Source organism: Psychrobacter sp. TB15, from assembly GCF_000511655.1.
Lineage (GTDB): Bacteria > Pseudomonadota > Gammaproteobacteria > Pseudomonadales > Moraxellaceae > Psychrobacter > Psychrobacter submarinus.
This window is the reverse complement of sequence record NZ_AYXN01000017.1, coordinates 1-18,679: the sequence shown is the minus strand read 5'-3', so window position 1 is coordinate 18,679 and position 18,679 is coordinate 1. Positions and strand designations below refer to the sequence as shown.

Genomic DNA, 18,679 nt, shown 5'->3' with positions numbered 1-18,679 from the left:
TTTTGTCAAAACTCATTATCGGTATCTACTGACACCTTAGAATGCCTTTGAATTCGTCTTTTAAACAGCTCCAAATCTTCGATCTTTAAAAGCTAAATGTCCTTCAGTTTTTGCTGTTGATGCCCTTCTAATTTGTCACGAATACCTAAGAGTAGCAAGACGCTATACTGTAATAAAATGTAAAGTTAACTGCTATATATTGCTAAAATCTATATAATCAAAAAATTTTATTTTTATTCCTAGCAACTATCATACCTTTTAAGCGACTATTCATTGACGCGCCTAGCACCACTGAAATCAGTATTTTTGTTTGCGCTGAGTGGAAGAACCGATCCCCATAGCTTCGCGATACTTAGCTACCGTACGTCTAGCGATGTCGATACCTTCTGCATGCAAGTGCTGCTGCAGGCGACTATCGGAGAGCGGTTTTTTTGGTGCTTCATTGGCGATGAGCTGTTTGATCATAGCGCTAATAGCGGTCGATGAGACATCGCCTTCACGGCTACTCACATGCGATGAGAAAAAGTACTTGAGTGAAAATAGACCTTGCGGGGTCAAGATGGATTTACTGGTGGTTAAACGGGAGACTGTAGACTCATGTAGTTCTACCTCTTCAGCGATATCCTTTAAGATCAAAGGCTGCATAGCAGAAGCGCCATGACGTAAAAACTCTTGCTGACGTCTGACAATACTCGTCGCCACCTTTAACAGGTTTTGGTTACGCTCCTCAATACTGCGAATAAACAGCTTGGCATCGCTGAGGTTTTCACGTAGATATTGATTGTCTGAGCTATCATCACCGCGTTTGACTAGATTGGCGTAGTCTTCATTTATACGCAGTTTCGGTAGTGTCTCTGGATTAAGACTGACCTGCCAGCGCTCATCGCTGACTGCTCTATCTGCTTCGAGCGCCGCTGAACGATGACGACGAATGGGAGTAACTAAGACATCTGGAATATCATAACTCTCAGGAGCCTGCTCATAACTGGACTGGCTACTTTGAAAGGCCAGACCCGGCGCAGGATTGAGCTGACGCAGTAAACTTAGCGCTGGGGTGATCTGTGCGGCTTTTAGGCCAGTCGCCTGAGTTAGCGCTTTAATATTGTTGCTCACTAAATGCTCGCTGGCAGATAGCAGAGCTTGCGCTTCGGCCAAATGCTCTGTATTGCGATCAAGTTTGCTAAGCTGAATGGCCAAGCATTCACTCAGATTACGCGCCCCTACCCCTAAGGGGTCACAAGACTGAATGACTCTAAGCATGACGGTTATTTCATCGTACTCTATTGGCTCTGGCCACTGATAAAAGCTTGCCATAGTGGCAAAACTCTGCAGCAAGTCATCGATATCTAAGCGGATAAAGCCCATCTCATCCATCGCATCGATGAGATAATCGGCGATCATAGTGTCGGTGTCTGATAAGCGTTTAAAATTGAGCTGCCAACGTATATAGTCTTGAATACTGGCGTTGGTTGTGCCTTGATAGCGCTCTAAATCATCAAAATCGATAGGGCTAGAGGCAGCTTGATCTGAGGGCGTTGCCGTAAAACTCGTCGTCTCAACAGTATGCTGGTCAGCGTAGGCGCTATCATAAGTAGGGTCAGCCATCGTCTCATTATCGATATCCATCGCGCTACCGTCGATATGGGCTTGCTGCAATTTATCGAAGCTGTCTACACTGTCTTGACTATCGTAACTGTCATAACCGTCATAGCTATCATCATTATCGTTAGTGCCACTGTTCCACATCTCAAGCGTTAACGGATCTTCAGCCATTTCTAGATCGCTGCTATCTTCGTCATAGCGCTCTTCTTCATCCTCAATACGCTCAAGTAGTGGGTTACTCTCAAGCTTGGCTTGCACCTCTTGTGCTAACTCAAGGCTTGAGAGCTGCAAGAGCTTGATAGCTTGCTGCATCTGCGGGGTAAGCTTTTGTGAGGTATTTAGCGTAGCGCCTAAGCCAAATGACATACTCATGAGCAGTTTATTGCACTCCAGTACTGATGTGGTTTTGATTCATAATCACGGTTGATAGCGACTTATCACTCTAATGGGTCATGACGATAGCATTTTTCATAGTCCTATTGCTATGATAATTTATAACATATATAGCGTTATAGTCCTTTTTATCGCTAAAAATAATATCTATTACTATTAAACGAGAAGCTCTATGAATAAAGTATTAAACGTCGCGGCGCTACAAATGAACAGTCAGCAAGATATCGAAGCCAATCTTAGCACTATTAAGGCTGGTATTGAGGAAGCGAGCACTCAAGGCGCGCAGCTGATCGTTTTGCCTGAGAACTGTTGTAGCATGGGTCGTCAGTTTGCCACTGCCGAGCGTTTCGAGTCGCTATCAGCGACGCTTGCTAGCTACGCGCGCGAGCACAACGTGCACCTGTTAGCCGGCTCGCTACCTTGCCCGTTTCGTCCGGATGGCGCGCTAGTTCCTGATGGTCGTCTACGTCAAGTCAGTCAACTGTTTGCGCCCGATGGTAGCCGGCTTGCTCGCTATGACAAAATTCATCTATTCACCGCCACAGTCGCCGATAAGCAAGGCAGCTATAACGAAGCGGCAACGTTTGAGCCGGGCACGCAAACTGTCGTCACCCCTATCGAAGTCGCAGGTGAGAGCTATCAGCTAGGAATGATGGTGTGCTTTGATTTGCGCTTCCCCGCGCTTGCTCAACGTTTGCGTCAAGCCGGTGCTGAGCTGCTAAGCGCGCCGTCTGCCTTTACTTATCTGACCGGACAAGCGCATTGGGAGCTACTGCTACGCGCGCGAGCGCTAGATAGTCAGTGCTTAGTCATAGGCGCGGCACAAGGCGGCGAGCATCATTATAAGGACGGGCAGGCGCGCCAGACTTGGGGACATAGTGCCATTACCGCCTTTGATGGCACGATAGTCGACAGCTACGAGAGCAGCGAGATGAAAACTGAGGATAAGCACAAGGATTACGCTTTAGTTTTCGCTAGTTTTGATAAGTCAACGCAGCAGCAAGGGCGCGAGAAGATGCCTATTTTTCAGTGTCATCGCTTGGCTTAATAGTATTTATAAGAATTGGGTGTAAATTTAATTGAAATAAAAACGTCATATTATCACGTGAAACTGGGATGAATTTTATGCAGCATCGAACGATAACAGCACGCCAGTAAAATTTATACTAGTCCCACGATCATAACTTATATATTAAACGCAGTTCATTTTTAATCTGACTATCACTCACTATCGTTTTGAGTAAGAGAGGCGCGCGGATGGGCGCGATCATAGACTTGGGTAAGCTTAGCAAAGTCTACATGGGTATAGATCTGAGTGGTGCTAATATCGCTATGACCGAGCATCTCTTGTACCGCGCGCAAATCACCACTGCCGGAGAGCATATGCGAGGCAAAGCAGTGACGCAGCAGGTGCGGGTAGAGGTTTTGTGCGATACCGGCGCGTTTGGCTGCTACTTTTAAACGCTGCTGTACGGCGCGAGTAGAGAGCCGCGTACCGAGCTTTTCACTAATAAATAAAGCGCTGTCTTGCCCCTCTACCCAAAGGTTACGATGCGGTAAGTAGCGCTTAATCGCTTCAGCTGCCTTATTACCAATTGGCACTAAACGCGTTTTGTTGCCTTTACCGGTCACTCGAACGCGCAAATCAGACAAATCGATATCTATCATATCGAGCGCCACCAGCTCGCCTACCCGTAAGCCACTGCTGTAGAGCAGCTCAAACATTGCTTTATCTCGCAGCCACAATCTCGCCTGCTCTGGCGTATCAGGCAGTTCTTGCTCTAAAAGCTGAGTGAGCAGATCAACATCAGCAATCGAAGGCAACGGCCGCGGACTGCGCTTGAGCTGATAGCCAGTCGTCGGGTTGATACGCGCTATGTCCTCTTCGATAAGCCAACTATAAAAATGACGGATCGCCGAGAGCTCTTGCTGCACGCTGGCTAGCGCAAGCTTATCTTCATCAAGACGCTGAGAGATATGCTGAGCTAATTGGCGCTTATCACAGCGCGTCCAACTCAGACGCTTACCGCGCAGATACAACGCTAACTGCTGAACGCCAGCGAGATAAGCTGTCAAAGTATGCTCAGAGTGATTGCGTACTGACAAGGTATTTAGCCAACGATGCACTGGCGTCAATAGCTCACGTAACACCGCATCGGTCTCTATATCCGTTGCCGGATTGACATAATCTTTGACGCTCATAGCTTTTCTCTTGATTGCTCTCTTAGTTGGTATCTTAAATACTCTCTTAGCTAGCCGTATTTAGCTTGGCGAATTAGGCTTGAGACCCGCTTGCGCCATAATACCATCGGGACTGAATACCCCTTCATATACAAAGGCAGTAGGACCGGTCATCATTACCGAATAGCCTGGCTGCCATTTGACAATCATACTACCGCCGTAGAGCTGCGCGCGGATATCCTCGCCTTCATCGAGCCAGCCTTCACGGATACCGATAGCGACTGCCGCACAAGCGCCAGTGCCGCAAGCTTGCGTCTCGCCCACTCCGCGCTCATACACCCGCAGACGGATATGACGCTGATTCATCACTTGCATAAAGCCGACATTGACCCGATCCGGAAACGCTCGGTGCGACTCAATGGCTTTGCCTAAAGTGGCCACTTCCGCATCTAGCACATCGTCGACCTTGATAACTGCATGCGGATTGCCCATATTAGCAACATAAAGCTGTACTGGTGTACCGGCGACATCGAGATGATAGGCGTTTTGGATTTTGGTGGTGGCTTTTGGGGTAAACGGAATCTCATCCGGCTCAAATTTAGGCTTACCCATATCGACCTCGACCCAACCATAACGATCAGTGGTCAAAGAGATGACGCCGCTCGCCGTCTCAACCCGCAAGCGCTGCTTAAATGACAGCTTACGTGCTTGCACAAAACGCGCGAAACAGCGCGCGCCATTGCCGCATTGCTCAACTTCAGTGCCATCGGTATTGAAGATGCGATAGCTAAAATCAACATCCGGGCGCATTGGCGGCTCAACGACTAGCAGCTGATCAAAGCCTATACCTAAGTGCCGATCGCCCAATAACTCTACCAACTCTTTGGTCAAATCTAAGCGCTGAGTCACCAAATCGATAACCATAAAATCGTTACCTAGCCCATGCATCTTTGTAAACTCTATCAACATATCCTTGTGTCCTATTCTGTTTTTATATGTCGGTTATATTAGCACGCTACCCTGCACAATGATAACTATCAGCGCGTGATGAATGGTAGAGACCGTCATGAAATACTCGTCATAAAATAGTCACCATAAAAAACCCACTGTCATCATGACAATGGGCTTTTAAAATAAATTTACTAAATCACTAGGAGCTTTTTAGCTCAGACTTTTACCATGGACATAGGGGCCGGCTAGTCATTTCGCTATTGATCTTGCCAACGCATCTCATCGCGGTATAAGTCTTCGATCGTCTCACGCTTACGAATCAACTGCTGCTGACTCTGTGCCACCATAACCTCGCTAGCACGCGGACGCGAATTGTAATTACTACTCATAGTAAAGCCGTAAGCGCCAGCACCAGTGATAGCCAAGATATCGCCTTCGGCAAGCGCCAATACACGATCCTTAGCCAAAAAATCACCTGTCTCACAAATAGCGCCAACAATATCCCAAGCCTTTGTATCGTCAGCTTGCATACCACCGTTAGGTAACTGCTGAGGAATCACTGCCATCTCTGCTTGATACAGCGCTGGGCGGATCAAATCATTCATCGCCGCGTCAACGATAGCAAAGTTTTTGTGCTCGGTCGGTTTAAGAACATCAACGCGAGTGAGTAGCACGCCAGCATTAGCAACCATACTGCGCCCCGGCTCAAAGAATACTTTGAGACCCAGCTCAGTGAGTTTCGGCAATAGCGCGTCGGCAAAATCAGCGATGGACACTGGCGACTCATCAATGTAGCGCACGCCTAGTCCACCGCCCAAGTCCACATGCTTGAGCGTAATACCTTGATCCGCTAAAGCCTGCACCAGCTCAATCACTTTGTCCAGTGCGGCTACAAAGGGCGCAACTTCGGTGAGCTGCGAGCCGATATGACAATCAATACCAACGATCTCAATATGTGACATCGCCGCGGCCTGCGCATAAACGTCAAGCGCCTGTTCATGAGCGATGCCAAACTTATTATCTTTTAGCCCCGTTGAGATATAAGGATGAGTCTTAGCATCGACGTCAGGATTGACCCGTAGGGATATCGGCGCTGGTGTATCTAGCTGGTCGGCTACTTCATTAATTAACGACAGCTCGCTGATGGACTCGACATTAAAGCAGCCAATACCTTGCTGCAGAGCAAATTCGATATCGCTGTATGTCTTGCCTACGCCTGAATAGACGACGCGACCCGCTTGGCCGCCTGCTGCTAACACGCGCATCAGCTCGCCGCGGGATACGATATCGAAGCCAGCACCAGCCTGCGCCAAGATGCCTAATACGGCCAAATTAGAATTGGCCTTTACCGCGTAGCATATTTGGTGCTCAAGGCTGGCAAAGCTATCGCTATAGGCTTGATAAACATCCAAGATCGCCTGCTTGGAGTAGACATAACAAGGCGTATCGTACTGCTTAGCCAAACCGCTCACGCTAACGTCCTCAATATACAGCTCGTTATTGCGATAGCTCAGCGCTGGCAGATGGGCGCTTAAAGCTTGAGGATCGATATACAACCCGTGCTCAGTTTGTACGGTAATCGCTTGGCTATCTGCCACAGTTGCCTGTCTTTGCGGCTCAGAGTTACTCATAGTCCTCTCTTTCATTCATTCAGGTTTTCAAAGGAAATTATCACATTATTAAACTTGCAGCATCGCTTAGCAATCAATCAATAATCATTTGCATCATCGCTTGGCTCAGGCAGCACTTGCTGCTCCTCAAGATAGCGTGTGCGCTTATACTCGTCATCATCTACTCCAGCAAATGCAGCATCTTGCGGCTGACTGGTACTGTCTAATACCTCAGCGCTGGTGATGAGCCCTTGCTCAGTATCTGCCAAGTATAGCGGGCCTTTTTGCCCGCAGCCGCTCAAACTCAGAGCCACTAGAGTAACCGCCATAGCAGTAAGTTTTGAAAATATAAAATTCGGTTTTAGAGTTTTCATAAGTGGTAAGCCATTAACCATGCATCACTGATTGCGCTAAAACTGCTTGCGCAAAATTCACAATCAGCTATTGATATTTTAACGCTAAATAATCCTGCTCGCTAACCGTACCATACCAGCCAGTATCGAGCATCAAATAGGCCTGTAATCATAGCATTAATTGGCAGCGATTGACTGTGTTTAGCGATAATTTTAGTTGCAATATTGACCTATCATTATTCTTTATAAATGCTACATTTAATGGGGCGTGTTGTACGTTCGGTTGTGGCACGCGCGGAGACTATTTTTTAGACACTCAGTGTACAGCTGTAACTAATACTTGACGGATGCTTGTCTTAAACCTTATAGTTATTGTGGTATAACGCTTAACCGCAAGTGTGGTAATTGTTCTAAAATATGCTACCTTGTCTTTAGCTTTAGCATTTTATTTTGCTTTAATCATTCAAATGGTTTAAATGATTGAACCCCTACTTATTATATGATTTATTATTCCTACCCATAATCCAACACCCACAACCCAACAGCCATAATCTAAGGATAGAGCATGAATGACAGCGTCAACCCCTCCGCTTCTAGCGATGAGAACTCGGACAACTCAGTATTAACCAATCCCACTTTAGTCCTCAACTGTGGCTCCTCTTCTATTAAGTACGCTTTGATCAGCGAGGATGAATCGACTCGTATCACGGGACTGGCCGAAAATTTAGGTCTCGATACCGCTCGTATCAAACATACCGCGTTAAATGGTGAAAAGCTTGAAATTGCTATTCCAGGTGGCCGTCATAAACTTGCCTTACAAAAAGTGCTTGAGCTCCTCGAGCAGTATCACTTTATCGCTGTCGGTCATCGCGGCGTCCATGGCGGGCGTGAATACTCAGAAGCGGTCAAAGTGAACGATCATGTGTTATCGGAAGTGAAACGTCTCAAGTCGTTAGCACCTTTGCATAACCCAGCTAATGCTCTAGGCATCGAAGCGGTACAAGCGATCTATCCTGATATTCCGCAAGTCGTGGTCTTTGATACTGCCTTTCACCAGACTATGCCGCCTGTGGCTTATCGTTATCCGATTCCAAAAGCGCTATATGAAGAAGAAAAAATCCGCCGTTACGGCTTTCATGGTACCTCGCACGCTTACGTTTCAGAACGTGCCAGCCAGCTCACCGAAGCTAATGGCCCGCAAGGCTGGTTGACTGCGCATCTAGGGAATGGCTGCTCAGCGACTGCCGTTTATGATGGCAAAAGTCTAGATACCAGTATGGGACTGACGCCGCTTGAGGGGCTGATGATGGGCACGCGTAGTGGTGATGTCGATCCAAGCCTACATATCCACCTAAAGCGTCAACTTGGTATGAGCTTGGAAGATGTAGATAAAATGCTCAATAGCGAAAGTGGCCTATTAGGTATCTCGGGTCTGTCTAACGACCTACGCACCGTCGAGCAAGCAGCTAACGAAGGTCATAAAGATGCCGAGCTGGCAATCGAGATGTTCGCTTATCGCGTTGGTAAGTATTTGGCGAGCCTCAGCTGCGCGCTACCTGAGTTTACCGGTATTGTCTTTACCGGCGGGATCGGCGAGAACTCAGCGACCACGCGCGCGCGTATCCTAAACGTGATGCGTCACTTCGGTATCGCGTTCGATGCAGACAAAAACAAATCGCTCGTTGGCGGCGCAGAAGGGCGCTTTGAGAGTGACGATAGCAGTATTGAGCTGTGGGTCATCCCAACTGACGAAGAGTGTCAAATCGCTAAAGAAACCCGTCAAACCTTGGGTCTAGACTAAAGGGTTAATAAAAAAGCGCTGTCGCTGTATAAGCATGGCGCTTTTTTTGACTGCGCAAACGGGTCTATTATTAGCTCAGTCTTTTATTAAGCCAGTTACTTGCTAGACTAGTCGCTTATTAGCAACAATAATAGCCGCCCATCATACATTCTCAGTCTTTAAAAATATAACAAACCGTAGGATACACTATGCAAACTATTTTATTGGTTCCTATCAGTCGCGGTATCGGCGTGACTTCAGCCGCTCTTGGCCTCATTCGCGCGCTTGATTATAACGGTATCAAAGCCGGCTTTATGAAGCCGTTTTTGCAAGACGATACGCTCGATAAACAAAACAGCTTGGACAGCTCAAGCGCCCTTATCATGCATGCGTTTGGCCTAACGCCGCCCAAATCTATCAACCGTCAGCGCGTTGAGCGCATGATCGGCGATGGTAATCTTGACGAGCTAATGGAAGAGGTTATTGGCAATTATCACAGTATTGATGGCGAGCCTGATGTGGTTATCTGTGAAGGCTTAGTGCCAACCACCGAAGCCTCTTACGCTTCTCAAATTAACCAAGCCATCGCCCATGCTTTAGACGCGAAGATTATCTTTGTCAGCACTGTCGACACCAGCAATCCTGCTTATCTAGCAGACAAGCTTGACGTGCACGCGCGCGAGTTTGGCGGTATCGCTCATGAACGTACGCTTGGCACTATCTTAATGCGCGTGCATGACGTGCCTAATACCTTTGAGACTCAGCCTGTCGCTCCTGGTGAGGCGGTAGTGAGCTTAGATGAAAACTTCATCCAAGAGGTGCAGCGCCTATCACCGCATTTTCATAGCGAGCGCTTCCGTCTCATCGGTGTCGTGCCATTTAGTGACTCGCTCTCCGTGCCGCGCACTTGGGATATCGCCGCTGAGCTTGATGCCACTTGGCTCAACGTCGGCGACGCCAAATCGCGCCGTATCAATGATATTAGCCTGACCGCACGCTCCGTTTCGCGCGTTGATGAGGTCTTTAAGCGCGGTACGCTCATTGTGGTGCCAGGCGACCGTGATGATCTACTGCTAGCAGCAGGCCTAGCTTGTATCAACGGCGTACCACTAGCAGGTCTAGTACTGACAGGCGGTGTAGTCCCTAACGAGACCGTAGCTGAGCTTTGGCAGTCGGCGCTGAAGACTGGCATTCCTGTCATGAGCGTCGAGACCGATAGCTTTGAGACGGTACAAAACCTACTACACATGAGTTCTGAGATACCAAGCGATGATACCGAGCGCGCAACCGATGTCGCTCGTTATGTTGCAGCACACTTAGATCTCAGCTGGATAAAAGAATACTTTAGCGGTGATTATGTCGCCCGTCTCTCGCCTGCTGCGTTTCGCCATCAAGTGGTCAAAAAAGCACAAAACGCCAAAAAACGCATCGTACTGCCAGAAGGCGCTGAGCCGCGTACCGTCGAAGCCGCCTGTATCTGTCAAAGCCGCGGTATCGCCGATTGTGTGCTGTTAGCGCAGCGTAGCGAAGTCGAACAAGTCGCCAAAAACCGTGATTTAGTATTGCCTGAGGGGCTTGAAATCATCGACCCTGCTAGTCTTGATATGAGCAAGTATATTGATGCAGTAGTTGAGCGCCGTAAAGGTAAAACGACCAGCGAGGTCGCTGCTGAGTATCTACAAGATACAGTCTATCTAGGCACGACCATGCTACAACTAGACGAAGTCGACGGCCTAGTGTCTGGCGCGATTCATACCACTGCCAACACCGTACGTCCCGCGTTTCAGCTGATCAAAACTGCGCCGCAATATTCCTTAGTATCGTCAGTATTCTTTATGCTGCTGCCTGAGCAAGTCGTCGTCTACGGTGATTGCGCTATTAACCCCGATCCAACTGCTGAGGAGCTGGCTGAGATTGCTATTCAATCGGCGCAGTCTGCTGCCGCCTTCGGTATCGACCCAAAAGTGGCGATGATCAGCTACTCGACCGGCTCGTCTGGTACTGGCGCTGATGTCGAAAAAGTCATTGCAGCGACGAAAATCGTCCGCGAGCGTGCCCCAGATCTAGCCGTTGATGGCCCATTACAATATGACGCTGCCTCTGTAATGAGTGTCGGTAAACAAAAAGCGCCAGACTCCAAAGTCGCCGGTCAAGCCAACGTCTTTATCTTCCCTGATCTCAATACCGGTAACACCACCTATAAAGCGGTGCAGCGTAGCGCCAACGTCATCAGTGTCGGTCCTATGCTCCAAGGCCTTAATAAGCCGGTCAATGACTTATCGCGCGGCGCTCTAGTCGATGATATTGTCTACACTATTGCTCTCACGGCTATTCAGGCTTATAGTGATTTGATTTAAAAGTATTTAAATCATTAGGGCGTGTTGAACATTCGACCTTGGCACTGACAGAGACTATTTTTTAGGCGATTTGCAGATAAAAATGGTAAGTTTAGTTGTTCTAAGCGTCTATTTTTATCAATAAAGCGGCAAAAAATAGTCCTGTCCCTATTGTTGTAGTGAGGGCTGATGCTAAAATCGCCCTAGTCGTTGGGAAAATCTAGCCAATGCAATAAGCATTACCTGCAATTTTCACTTAGACTAGAACTATTTTAGCGATCAGCAGTGCGCATTTGTGAATGTTCAACACGCCCTATTAGTTTTAAACAAAAGCGCTTAGCATCATTATGTTGAGCGCTTTTTTGATAGAGCTGATGATACCTGCTGATTAAGCAGAAATATCTATCGACAAACGTTATAATGATGCTATGACTAAACCTTTCCCTACTGCCATTCGCGCCTACTTGGGCGGCTCGTTCAATCCAGTACATAACGCTCATATTGAAATGGCGATGCAAGTCTACCACTCGCTTGCGCCGCTTACGGCCGAGCGAAACTGTGAGCTACAAGTGTCGTTATTACCCAACGCGCGTTCGCCTTTTAAATCACAAAGCCTAGCACCTAAGCATCGATTGGCTATGCTAAAACTCGCGGTGCAAGATACGCCCATACGCGTCGATGAGCTTGAGATTTGGCAACCCCCACCTGTCTATACTATCGATAGTGTGCGGACTTTACGTCAGCGCCATCCGCAAGATGTCTTGATATTTATTATGGGTATGGATAGTGCTCGTAGTTTAGATAAATGGAAACAGGGCTTACAGTTGACGGACTACGTTCATCTTTGGGTGTTTGATCGTAGTGCCGACAATGCCAGCTCCAATGCTAACCCTACAGACCCTAACTTACCGCATAAACCTTTTGATAATAGTAAAACCTTAAGTGATAAGCAGCGAGCTTTGCTCATCAATGAGCTACCTAATTCGCTACCGGCGCAAGTGGTTGACTCTATCAGCGAGCTGGTTACAACTTCTATTGACAGCTTAGCAGCCCAAAACTTAGCAAATAAAGGCTTGAAAACCTTACGCAAAGGACGCATTTATATAGACTCACGACCCGTACAGAAAGTATCTAGTACAAAGATTCGTAACCAACTCCTGACTTATTATACCGCCCCTATTATAAAAGATGGCTTGCTTAATCACTGCGAGTATCTATCCAAACACTTACATCCTGCAGTTTATGACTATATTGTGCAGCATAAGCTATATTCCGCAGACTAATTCCGTTAAAATCACCTTATTATAGTCGTCACCACTTATTTATGGCCGATGACGATTCACTTTTTATAGCGAATGACGATTAAAGAGATACAAATTTATGAGCAACACTATGACTAACGAACGTTTAGAAGAATGCTTAACGCTAGTAACCTCCGCTTTGGACGGTATGAAAGCCAAAAACATCACCGTACTTGATGTTGAGGATTTAACAGACGTCATGGAGCATATGGTTATCGCTGAGGGCACCTCCAAGCGCCATGTTCGCGCGTTGGCTGACAGCTTAGGCGCTGATGCTAAGCAAGCAGGCTTTATGCCATTAGGCCGCGAAGGTGGCACTGATTCTGACTGGACGCTGATCGACTTGGGCGCTGTCGTTGTGCACATGATGACGCCAGCTGCGCGCGAGTTCTATGACTTAGAAGGCCTGTGGTCATCGCCTGAGAGCTTAGCAGAATTAGTTGCCACGCCGCGTGAGAAAAAAGCCGGTCGCCGTAACTAAACGCAAAAAACTGACTAGCGCACTTAATAAACAGACTGGATAAAATATCCGGTCTTTTTTTATGTCATTGATAACTGGCGCTTTATATAAGCAACAAAGTTAATCAAACACAAAACCATTACACTTTGCGATACTATAGCCTTATTCACGTGACGATCTGCTAGGACATTCAATGAACGCCGCCAATACAGACTCTACTTCTCAAAACTCTCAAAGCGCAGCACATGACTTTAATCAACCGCTACCCCTACATATCGCCACTTTAATCGATGTGCGCGCAGGCAAAGCCATGCCCTTCGCCCGTGAGCAAATGAGCGCTATCGATAAAGCACCGATCAAAGCGCCCGTTGCGGTCAATTTTATGGGCCTTACAACTGATGAACAAGCCGACCGTAAGCATCATGGTGGCCCGCTAAAAGCGATGCATCAACTGCCGCCTGCGACTTACGAGCAGATTAACGATGAGTTTGATCTAAACGTGCGCGTGGGTACACTGGGCGAAAACATTATCACTCAAGCGGTCAATGACTTACCAGAGATGACGGAAGCTACGGTTTGTATCGGCGATGTCTATCAATATGGTGAAATCGAAGACACTGAAAGCGTGCAATTACGTATCGTACAACCGCGCCGTCCTTGCTATAAAATCAACGACCAAATTGGGCAGTTTAAAACCAAGCAACTCCCAAATATCGCGTCTTGGGTCAGTAAACAAGGTATCGCGGGCTGGTATTTTGAAGTAGTACGCGATGGCACAATTGATGCGGATTTACCGGTCTATTTGGTAGAGCGTCCCTATCCGTTTGCCACGCTAGAGGCGCTATGGCAACTGGCTAATTCAAAAGAAAAACATGATGCTGAAGTGATTGAGCCTTGGCTAGCTATTGAGTGTTTGGAGGAGAGTTGGAAAACAGTGCTGCAAAAAAAGATTAAAAAGAGCTGAGAGATCGCTTAACCTATTAAACTAAAAGGCTTTTATGATCCACGCTAAGTTTAAAATAATTGTGCTTATTCTTAATACTTTTATGTGTCTAAGGGGCAACTCATGAGCCCAACAAAGACAGAAAATATCAGCTATCTACAAGCCATAGCCATCAGCGTCGGCGCGATTATCGGCTGGGGCGCTTATGTGATGCCGGGCGATTTATTCTTACCCGAGTCGCAGCTACTGGGCTCATCCGTCGCCATTCTTGTCGGTACTCTAGCGATCTATATGGTCGCGCGCGCTTATATTAATCTGCTGACCCAAACCCCAGAGCATGAGTCCGGCGGTATCTATTGGATCGAAAAATATATCAATCGCAAACATGCCTACGTCTATGGCTGGGGTGTGGCAATAGGCTATATCTCCATCGTCGCGCTCAATATCTCTGCCGTGGCGCTCTTATTGAGATATCTGTTGCCTAGTAGCTTACAGATCGGCTATTTGTATAGCATTGCTGGCTGGGAGGTCTACGCCAGCGAGGTATTTGTGTGTAGCGCGGCGATTATTTTATTTAGCTATATTAACCTCAGGGGCGTACAAGTCAGTGCCAAGATTCAATTATATATCGCCCTGTTTATGATTGTCTCGGTCACCGCGCTGTTCTTTGGCTCACTGTGGGCCGTGCCAATGACACAGACCTTTTTGCCAACGGACATGCCCAGCAGCTCTATTACCAGCCTCGTTTGGCTACCGATTCTCGCCGTGATGCCATGGGCGTACGTGGGCTTTGAGACCACGCCGCAGATCTCCAAAGCCATTAGCGACTCTAAGACTAAAACCAAAAGTATTATTCTCATCTCCCTTATCGCGGGCGTATTGTTCTACTTTTTGATCAACTACTTCACGGCGCTAAATATGAGCTTTGATTACCAAGCGATTCAGAATAGTGGCTGGGCGACAGGCGAAGGGATAGAGAACCGTATTGGCAGCATTGGCATTGGGCTACTATCGATCGCCATGATCGGCTCGATACTTAGCGGTATTAATGGCTTTATCTTATCTTCCGTCAAGCTTTTAGAATCCATGGGTGAGTCGTCCTTATTACCAAGCGTGTTCACGGATAAGCGCCAGCGTTTTAGTAAGACCAAAGCGGTGACCATCATCGCCATCGTTTGCTTATTTTCGCCGTGGCTCGGTCGCAACTACTTGCTCGATATCGTCAGTATGGCATCATTAGGCATTACCGTTGGCTTCGCTTATGTCACCATGGCTGATCTACTCAACGAGCGCCGAAAGAACCAAGCAGGTATTCTAAATTATTTATCAGTGCTGATTAGTATGGTCTTTATATCCTTGCTACTGCTGCCCTTCTCGCCTGCGGCACTGTCGTTAAACGCTTATATCTTATTAGCGGTATTTATCGTTTTGGGGGCGATTGGTTATAGAAAAATTGTTTATGCGGGTAGTGATAGTAGTAATTAAATATCCCCTTTTATACAGAGCAATTCATGGTTAATAATATCTCCTTTTCAAAATTAGTATCAGCATCAACCTTAGGATTAGCCCTATCCTTAGTCAGCTGCGTAACGACGAACAATGTCCAACCTGTTATCACTGAACCTTTTATTATCGATAGCGAGACCTATCAAGCCACAGGTAAAAGCGAGCGCATTAAAACGATTGTGCTGCACTATACCGTCAGCGACAACGCGCGCTCCATCAAGCTATTAACTCGCGGCAAAGTCAGCGCGCATTACCTCGTTATGGATAAGAATGACAATAAGATATATAGTCTTGTGCCAGAGAGCGAGCGCGCTTGGCACGCCGGCGACGGCGGTTTTGCCGGTCGAACGATCCTGAATGACACGTCTATCGGTATTGAGATCGTCAATAAAGGTATCAAACCTCAATATCGAAACGCCCTCAAAAATAGCGAGCTTGACTATCATCCTTACTCTCATTTCGTCGAATTTGATGAGCTACAAATCAAAAAAGTCGCGCAATTGGTGCAAGATATTGCGCAGCGGTATGACATCTCCCCCAAAAACATCATCGGTCACGCGGACCTTGCCCCCTCGCGCAAGATTGACCCAGGTGCTAAGTTCCCTTGGCAGCGACTGTACAGCGAGTACGGTATTGGCGCTTGGTATGATGAGGCTGATAAGCAATATTTTATGCAGCAAGTTCAGCTAGCTACCCCAACGATACGGGAGGTCAAGCAGGCCTTTCGTGATTATGGCTATCAGATGAATACTACAGATGTGTGGGATAAAGAGAGCCGCAATGTCATTTATGCCTTTCAGTTGCATTTCCGGCCGCTAAAGCCAACAGGCATTATGGATATCGAGACCTATGCTATCCTAAAAGCACTCAATAAAAAGTATGTGGGACGTGACGATTTTTACTAGCCTGAGTGATCAACTATTAATCACGGACACTCAAACCATAACAATAACGAAAAAGGACATCTTATGAGCACCCTATTTAGCGTCAATTTAAACAAACTCGCCTTAATCCGCAACTCGCGTGGCACCGACTACCCTAATCTATTGTACTTTGTAAAAAAGCTGATTGATCTAGGAGTTAAAGGCTTTACCGTGCACCCACGGCCCGATGAGCGCCATATCCGCTATCAAGATGTTTATGATATCAGTGAGTATCTCAAAGATTATCAAGATATCGAATTTAATATCGAAGGCAATCCGAATGAACAATTTTTAAAACTCATTCGCGAGGTCAAACCGCATCAATGCACCCTCGTACCCGATAGTGAAGACCAGCTGACCTCTGACCACGGCTTTGATATTATCAAATATAGCGACATGCTGTCCAAACTCAGCCATGAGCTTGAAGGCTTTGGCACACGCTGCGCCGTATTTATCGACCCTGATATCGAGCAAATAAAAGCGGTCATCGCTAGCGACGTACAAACGATAGAGATGTACACCGAAGAATGGGCGCGCGCTTATGAAGATAAGAAGGATAACGACAGCAGTAATAACGACAGTAACTTTGCTGCAGTCAAACAGCGCTTTGACGATTGTATTAACCTCGCTAGCGAAAACGGTATGCGCGTCAACGCCGGACACGATTTAAATTTAAACAATTTAGCCGATTTGCTAAGCCTTGGTGATATCGCGGAGGTGTCGATTGGTCATGCCTTTACTATTGAATCGCTAGAGCAAGGCATGGATAACGTCGTGCGTCAGTATTTGCAGATTTGTGGATAGAACGTTTTGATAAAACAGGTACGTTATGAGCTTACGTATTCACGCGCTGTTTCATACCGATTATGCGGATCTAAGCTTTATCAAACAGTGGGCGCGCGCGCATAATCATCCGATCACCGTTAGTCGCTCCTACGATAACGACAACCTGCCAACGCTAGATAGCTTTGATTGGCTCATCGTGATGGGTGGGCCAATGAGCGTTCATGATGAGGATAAATATTCTTGGCTCATTAAAGAAAAGCGGCTGATAAAACAAGCCGTTGATGCCGGTAAAACAGTCATTGGCATTTGCTTAGGTGCGCAAATCATCGCGCATTGTTTGGGCGCTGAGGTGAAACCGTCTGGAATCAAAGAGATTGGCTGGTTACCGATGCAATTGACCGAAGCAGGTCAAGCGCATCCATTATTACAAGATCTACCCAAAGACTTTACGGTGTTTCACTGGCACGGCGAAGGTTTTGACTGTCCCAAAGGCGCAAGCATTATTGCGGAGACGCAGGCTTGGGCAAATCAAGGCTTTATCTATCAAACGCCAAAACATAAACAGCGTGGCACTTGGGTACTCGCTTGGCAATGTCACTTTGAAGCCACCAAAGAGAGCTTACCTAAAATGGTCTCCAATGGTAATGCGGCTATTCAAAGTGGACTGAAAGACTATCCCGAAACGGTACAAGCACCGGATGAGATATTAGTGCTAGGCGATAAATATATTGAAGAGAATAACGCCAGACTTGCCACTATGTTTAATCGAATAGCAGCGTCAGCAAATAAATAGTATAAGGAGTCAGTCATGAGTCATTCACAGCAAGATGAGCAGCAAAAACTTGAAGAGTATCTAGAAGCAAAGGCTAAAGAGGAGAAGGAAAGTCAGCAGCAACAAGACGCTGAGTCGCTGTCTGAATATGAGGCTTGTGTGCTTAGGGAAAGTGCTCGGGTAAAGGAGTTGATGGCTGAGGCTCGGAACAAAGCTCAAGATAAATAATGGGGCTGTAGTAGATAAGCACTATGCTAGACTACTTTTATGAAGATAACCCGTTGTAAACTAAGTAAAAAAGTACAGCGAAGGCTGTTAGAGTTTTTTACAGCTGAAGTGACTGCTAGAACAGCCGCAGATTTGCTTGATATTCAGCCTAACACTGCTGCACTTTTTTATCATAAAATAAGACTTGTGATAGATTACCATCTCTCATTACAAGCTGATGAGCTTTTTGATGGCGAAGTCGAATTAGATGAAAGTTACTTTGGTGGCGTACGCAAAGGCAAAAGAGGTCGCGGGGCTGCTGGTAAAACCGCTGTATTTGGTATTCTAAAACGAAACGGTAAGGTTTATACCATTGTCGTAGCAGACACCAAACAAACCACCCTAATGCCTGTCATCAAGCGTAACATCAAGCCTGACAGCTTTGTTTATACGGATAGCTATCGAAGTTATAATGCATTAGATGTGAGCGAATTCAAACATTTCAGAGTCAATCACTCTAAAGAGTTTACTTGTGGTAAAAACAATCACATCAATGGCATTGAGAACTTTTGGAA

17 protein-coding genes are annotated in these 18,679 nt (G+C 46.7%); 12 read left to right on the top strand and 5 right to left on the bottom strand.

The features are described from left to right. Positions 1 to 297 precede the first annotated feature (297 nt). Positions 298 to 1,968 carry an RNA polymerase factor sigma-54 gene (gene rpoN / locus W234_RS0104075; protein WP_413771571.1) on the bottom strand — a complete coding sequence of 557 codons (1,671 nt, stop codon included), beginning with the start codon at positions 1,966 to 1,968 and terminating at the stop codon, positions 298 to 300. Positions 1,969 to 2,167: 199 nt separating this feature from the next. Between rpoN and W234_RS0104070 the strand changes: the two genes are divergently transcribed. Continuing rightward, positions 2,168 to 3,043, top strand: coding sequence for a carbon-nitrogen hydrolase family protein (locus W234_RS0104070; protein ID WP_025645005.1), 876 nt, complete (start codon positions 2,168 to 2,170; stop codon positions 3,041 to 3,043). Between the two features lie 173 nt (positions 3,044 to 3,216). On the opposite strand, the gene W234_RS0104065 is transcribed toward W234_RS0104070, so the two are convergent. The 4 genes from W234_RS0104065 to lptM all read right to left on the bottom strand — a co-directional run bounded on the left by W234_RS0104065 (position 3,217) and on the right by lptM (position 7,111). Then, positions 3,217 to 4,197 carry a tyrosine recombinase XerC gene (locus W234_RS0104065; protein WP_025645003.1) on the bottom strand — a complete coding sequence of 327 codons (981 nt, stop codon included), beginning with the start codon at positions 4,195 to 4,197 and terminating at the stop codon, positions 3,217 to 3,219. Positions 4,198 to 4,257: 60 nt separating this feature from the next. After that, positions 4,258 to 5,145: a diaminopimelate epimerase gene (dapF, locus tag W234_RS0104060; protein WP_025645001.1), complete on the bottom strand. Its 888-nt coding sequence runs from the start codon at positions 5,143 to 5,145 to the stop codon at positions 4,258 to 4,260. Positions 5,146 to 5,384: 239 nt separating this feature from the next. Continuing rightward, on the bottom strand, positions 5,385 to 6,758 hold the full coding sequence (gene lysA / locus W234_RS0104055) for a diaminopimelate decarboxylase (protein ID WP_025644999.1): 1,374 nt from the start codon (positions 6,756 to 6,758) through the stop codon (positions 5,385 to 5,387). A 77-nt stretch (positions 6,759 to 6,835) separates the two neighbouring features. Beyond that, positions 6,836 to 7,111: an LPS translocon maturation chaperone LptM gene (lptM, locus tag W234_RS0104050; protein WP_025644997.1), complete on the bottom strand. Its 276-nt coding sequence runs from the start codon at positions 7,109 to 7,111 to the stop codon at positions 6,836 to 6,838. 544 nt (positions 7,112 to 7,655) lie between these two features. On the opposite strand from lptM, the gene W234_RS0104045 reads away from it, so the two are divergent. From W234_RS0104045 to W234_RS0103995, 11 genes are all read left to right on the top strand, one after another. After that, a complete protein-coding gene (locus tag W234_RS0104045; protein WP_025644995.1) occupies positions 7,656 to 8,891 on the top strand; it encodes an acetate/propionate family kinase in 1,236 nt (411 codons plus the stop codon). A gap of 188 nt (positions 8,892 to 9,079) precedes the next feature. Then, positions 9,080 to 11,227 carry a phosphate acetyltransferase gene (gene pta, locus W234_RS0104040; protein WP_025644993.1) on the top strand — a complete coding sequence of 716 codons (2,148 nt, stop codon included), beginning with the start codon at positions 9,080 to 9,082 and terminating at the stop codon, positions 11,225 to 11,227. 407 nt (positions 11,228 to 11,634) lie between these two features. Continuing rightward, entirely contained in the window at positions 11,635 to 12,489 is an 855-nt protein-coding gene (locus W234_RS13635) for a nicotinate-nicotinamide nucleotide adenylyltransferase (protein ID WP_037058909.1), read from the top strand. Positions 12,490 to 12,586: 97 nt separating this feature from the next. Then, positions 12,587 to 12,988, top strand: a complete 402-nt coding sequence (gene rsfS, locus W234_RS0104030) for a ribosome silencing factor (protein WP_037058907.1) — start codon at positions 12,587 to 12,589, stop codon at positions 12,986 to 12,988. 172 nt (positions 12,989 to 13,160) lie between these two features. Continuing rightward, positions 13,161 to 13,931 carry an MOSC domain-containing protein gene (locus W234_RS0104025; protein WP_025644989.1) on the top strand — a complete coding sequence of 257 codons (771 nt, stop codon included), beginning with the start codon at positions 13,161 to 13,163 and terminating at the stop codon, positions 13,929 to 13,931. 102 nt (positions 13,932 to 14,033) lie between these two features. Beyond that, the gene (locus W234_RS0104020) at positions 14,034 to 15,395 is read left to right on the top strand and encodes an APC family permease (RefSeq protein WP_025644987.1); all 1,362 of its coding nucleotides are present in this window, start codon (positions 14,034 to 14,036) and stop codon (positions 15,393 to 15,395) included. A gap of 26 nt (positions 15,396 to 15,421) precedes the next feature. Next, complete coding sequence (locus tag W234_RS0104015; protein ID WP_025644984.1) at positions 15,422 to 16,321, top strand: N-acetylmuramoyl-L-alanine amidase; 900 nt, start codon at positions 15,422 to 15,424, stop codon at positions 16,319 to 16,321. Between the two features lie 63 nt (positions 16,322 to 16,384). Continuing rightward, entirely contained in the window at positions 16,385 to 17,143 is a 759-nt protein-coding gene (locus W234_RS0104010) for a pyridoxine 5'-phosphate synthase (RefSeq protein WP_025644982.1), read from the top strand. A 25-nt stretch (positions 17,144 to 17,168) separates the two neighbouring features. Continuing rightward, entirely contained in the window at positions 17,169 to 17,918 is a 750-nt protein-coding gene (locus W234_RS0104005) for a type 1 glutamine amidotransferase (RefSeq protein ID WP_025644980.1), read from the top strand. A 15-nt stretch (positions 17,919 to 17,933) separates the two neighbouring features. After that, positions 17,934 to 18,125, top strand: coding sequence for a hypothetical protein (locus tag W234_RS0104000; RefSeq protein WP_025644978.1), 192 nt, complete (start codon positions 17,934 to 17,936; stop codon positions 18,123 to 18,125). A 39-nt stretch (positions 18,126 to 18,164) separates the two neighbouring features. Continuing rightward, positions 18,165 to 18,679, top strand: a 515-nt coding sequence (locus tag W234_RS0103995) for an IS1595 family transposase (RefSeq protein WP_025644138.1), incomplete at its 3' end; no start/stop codon positions are given.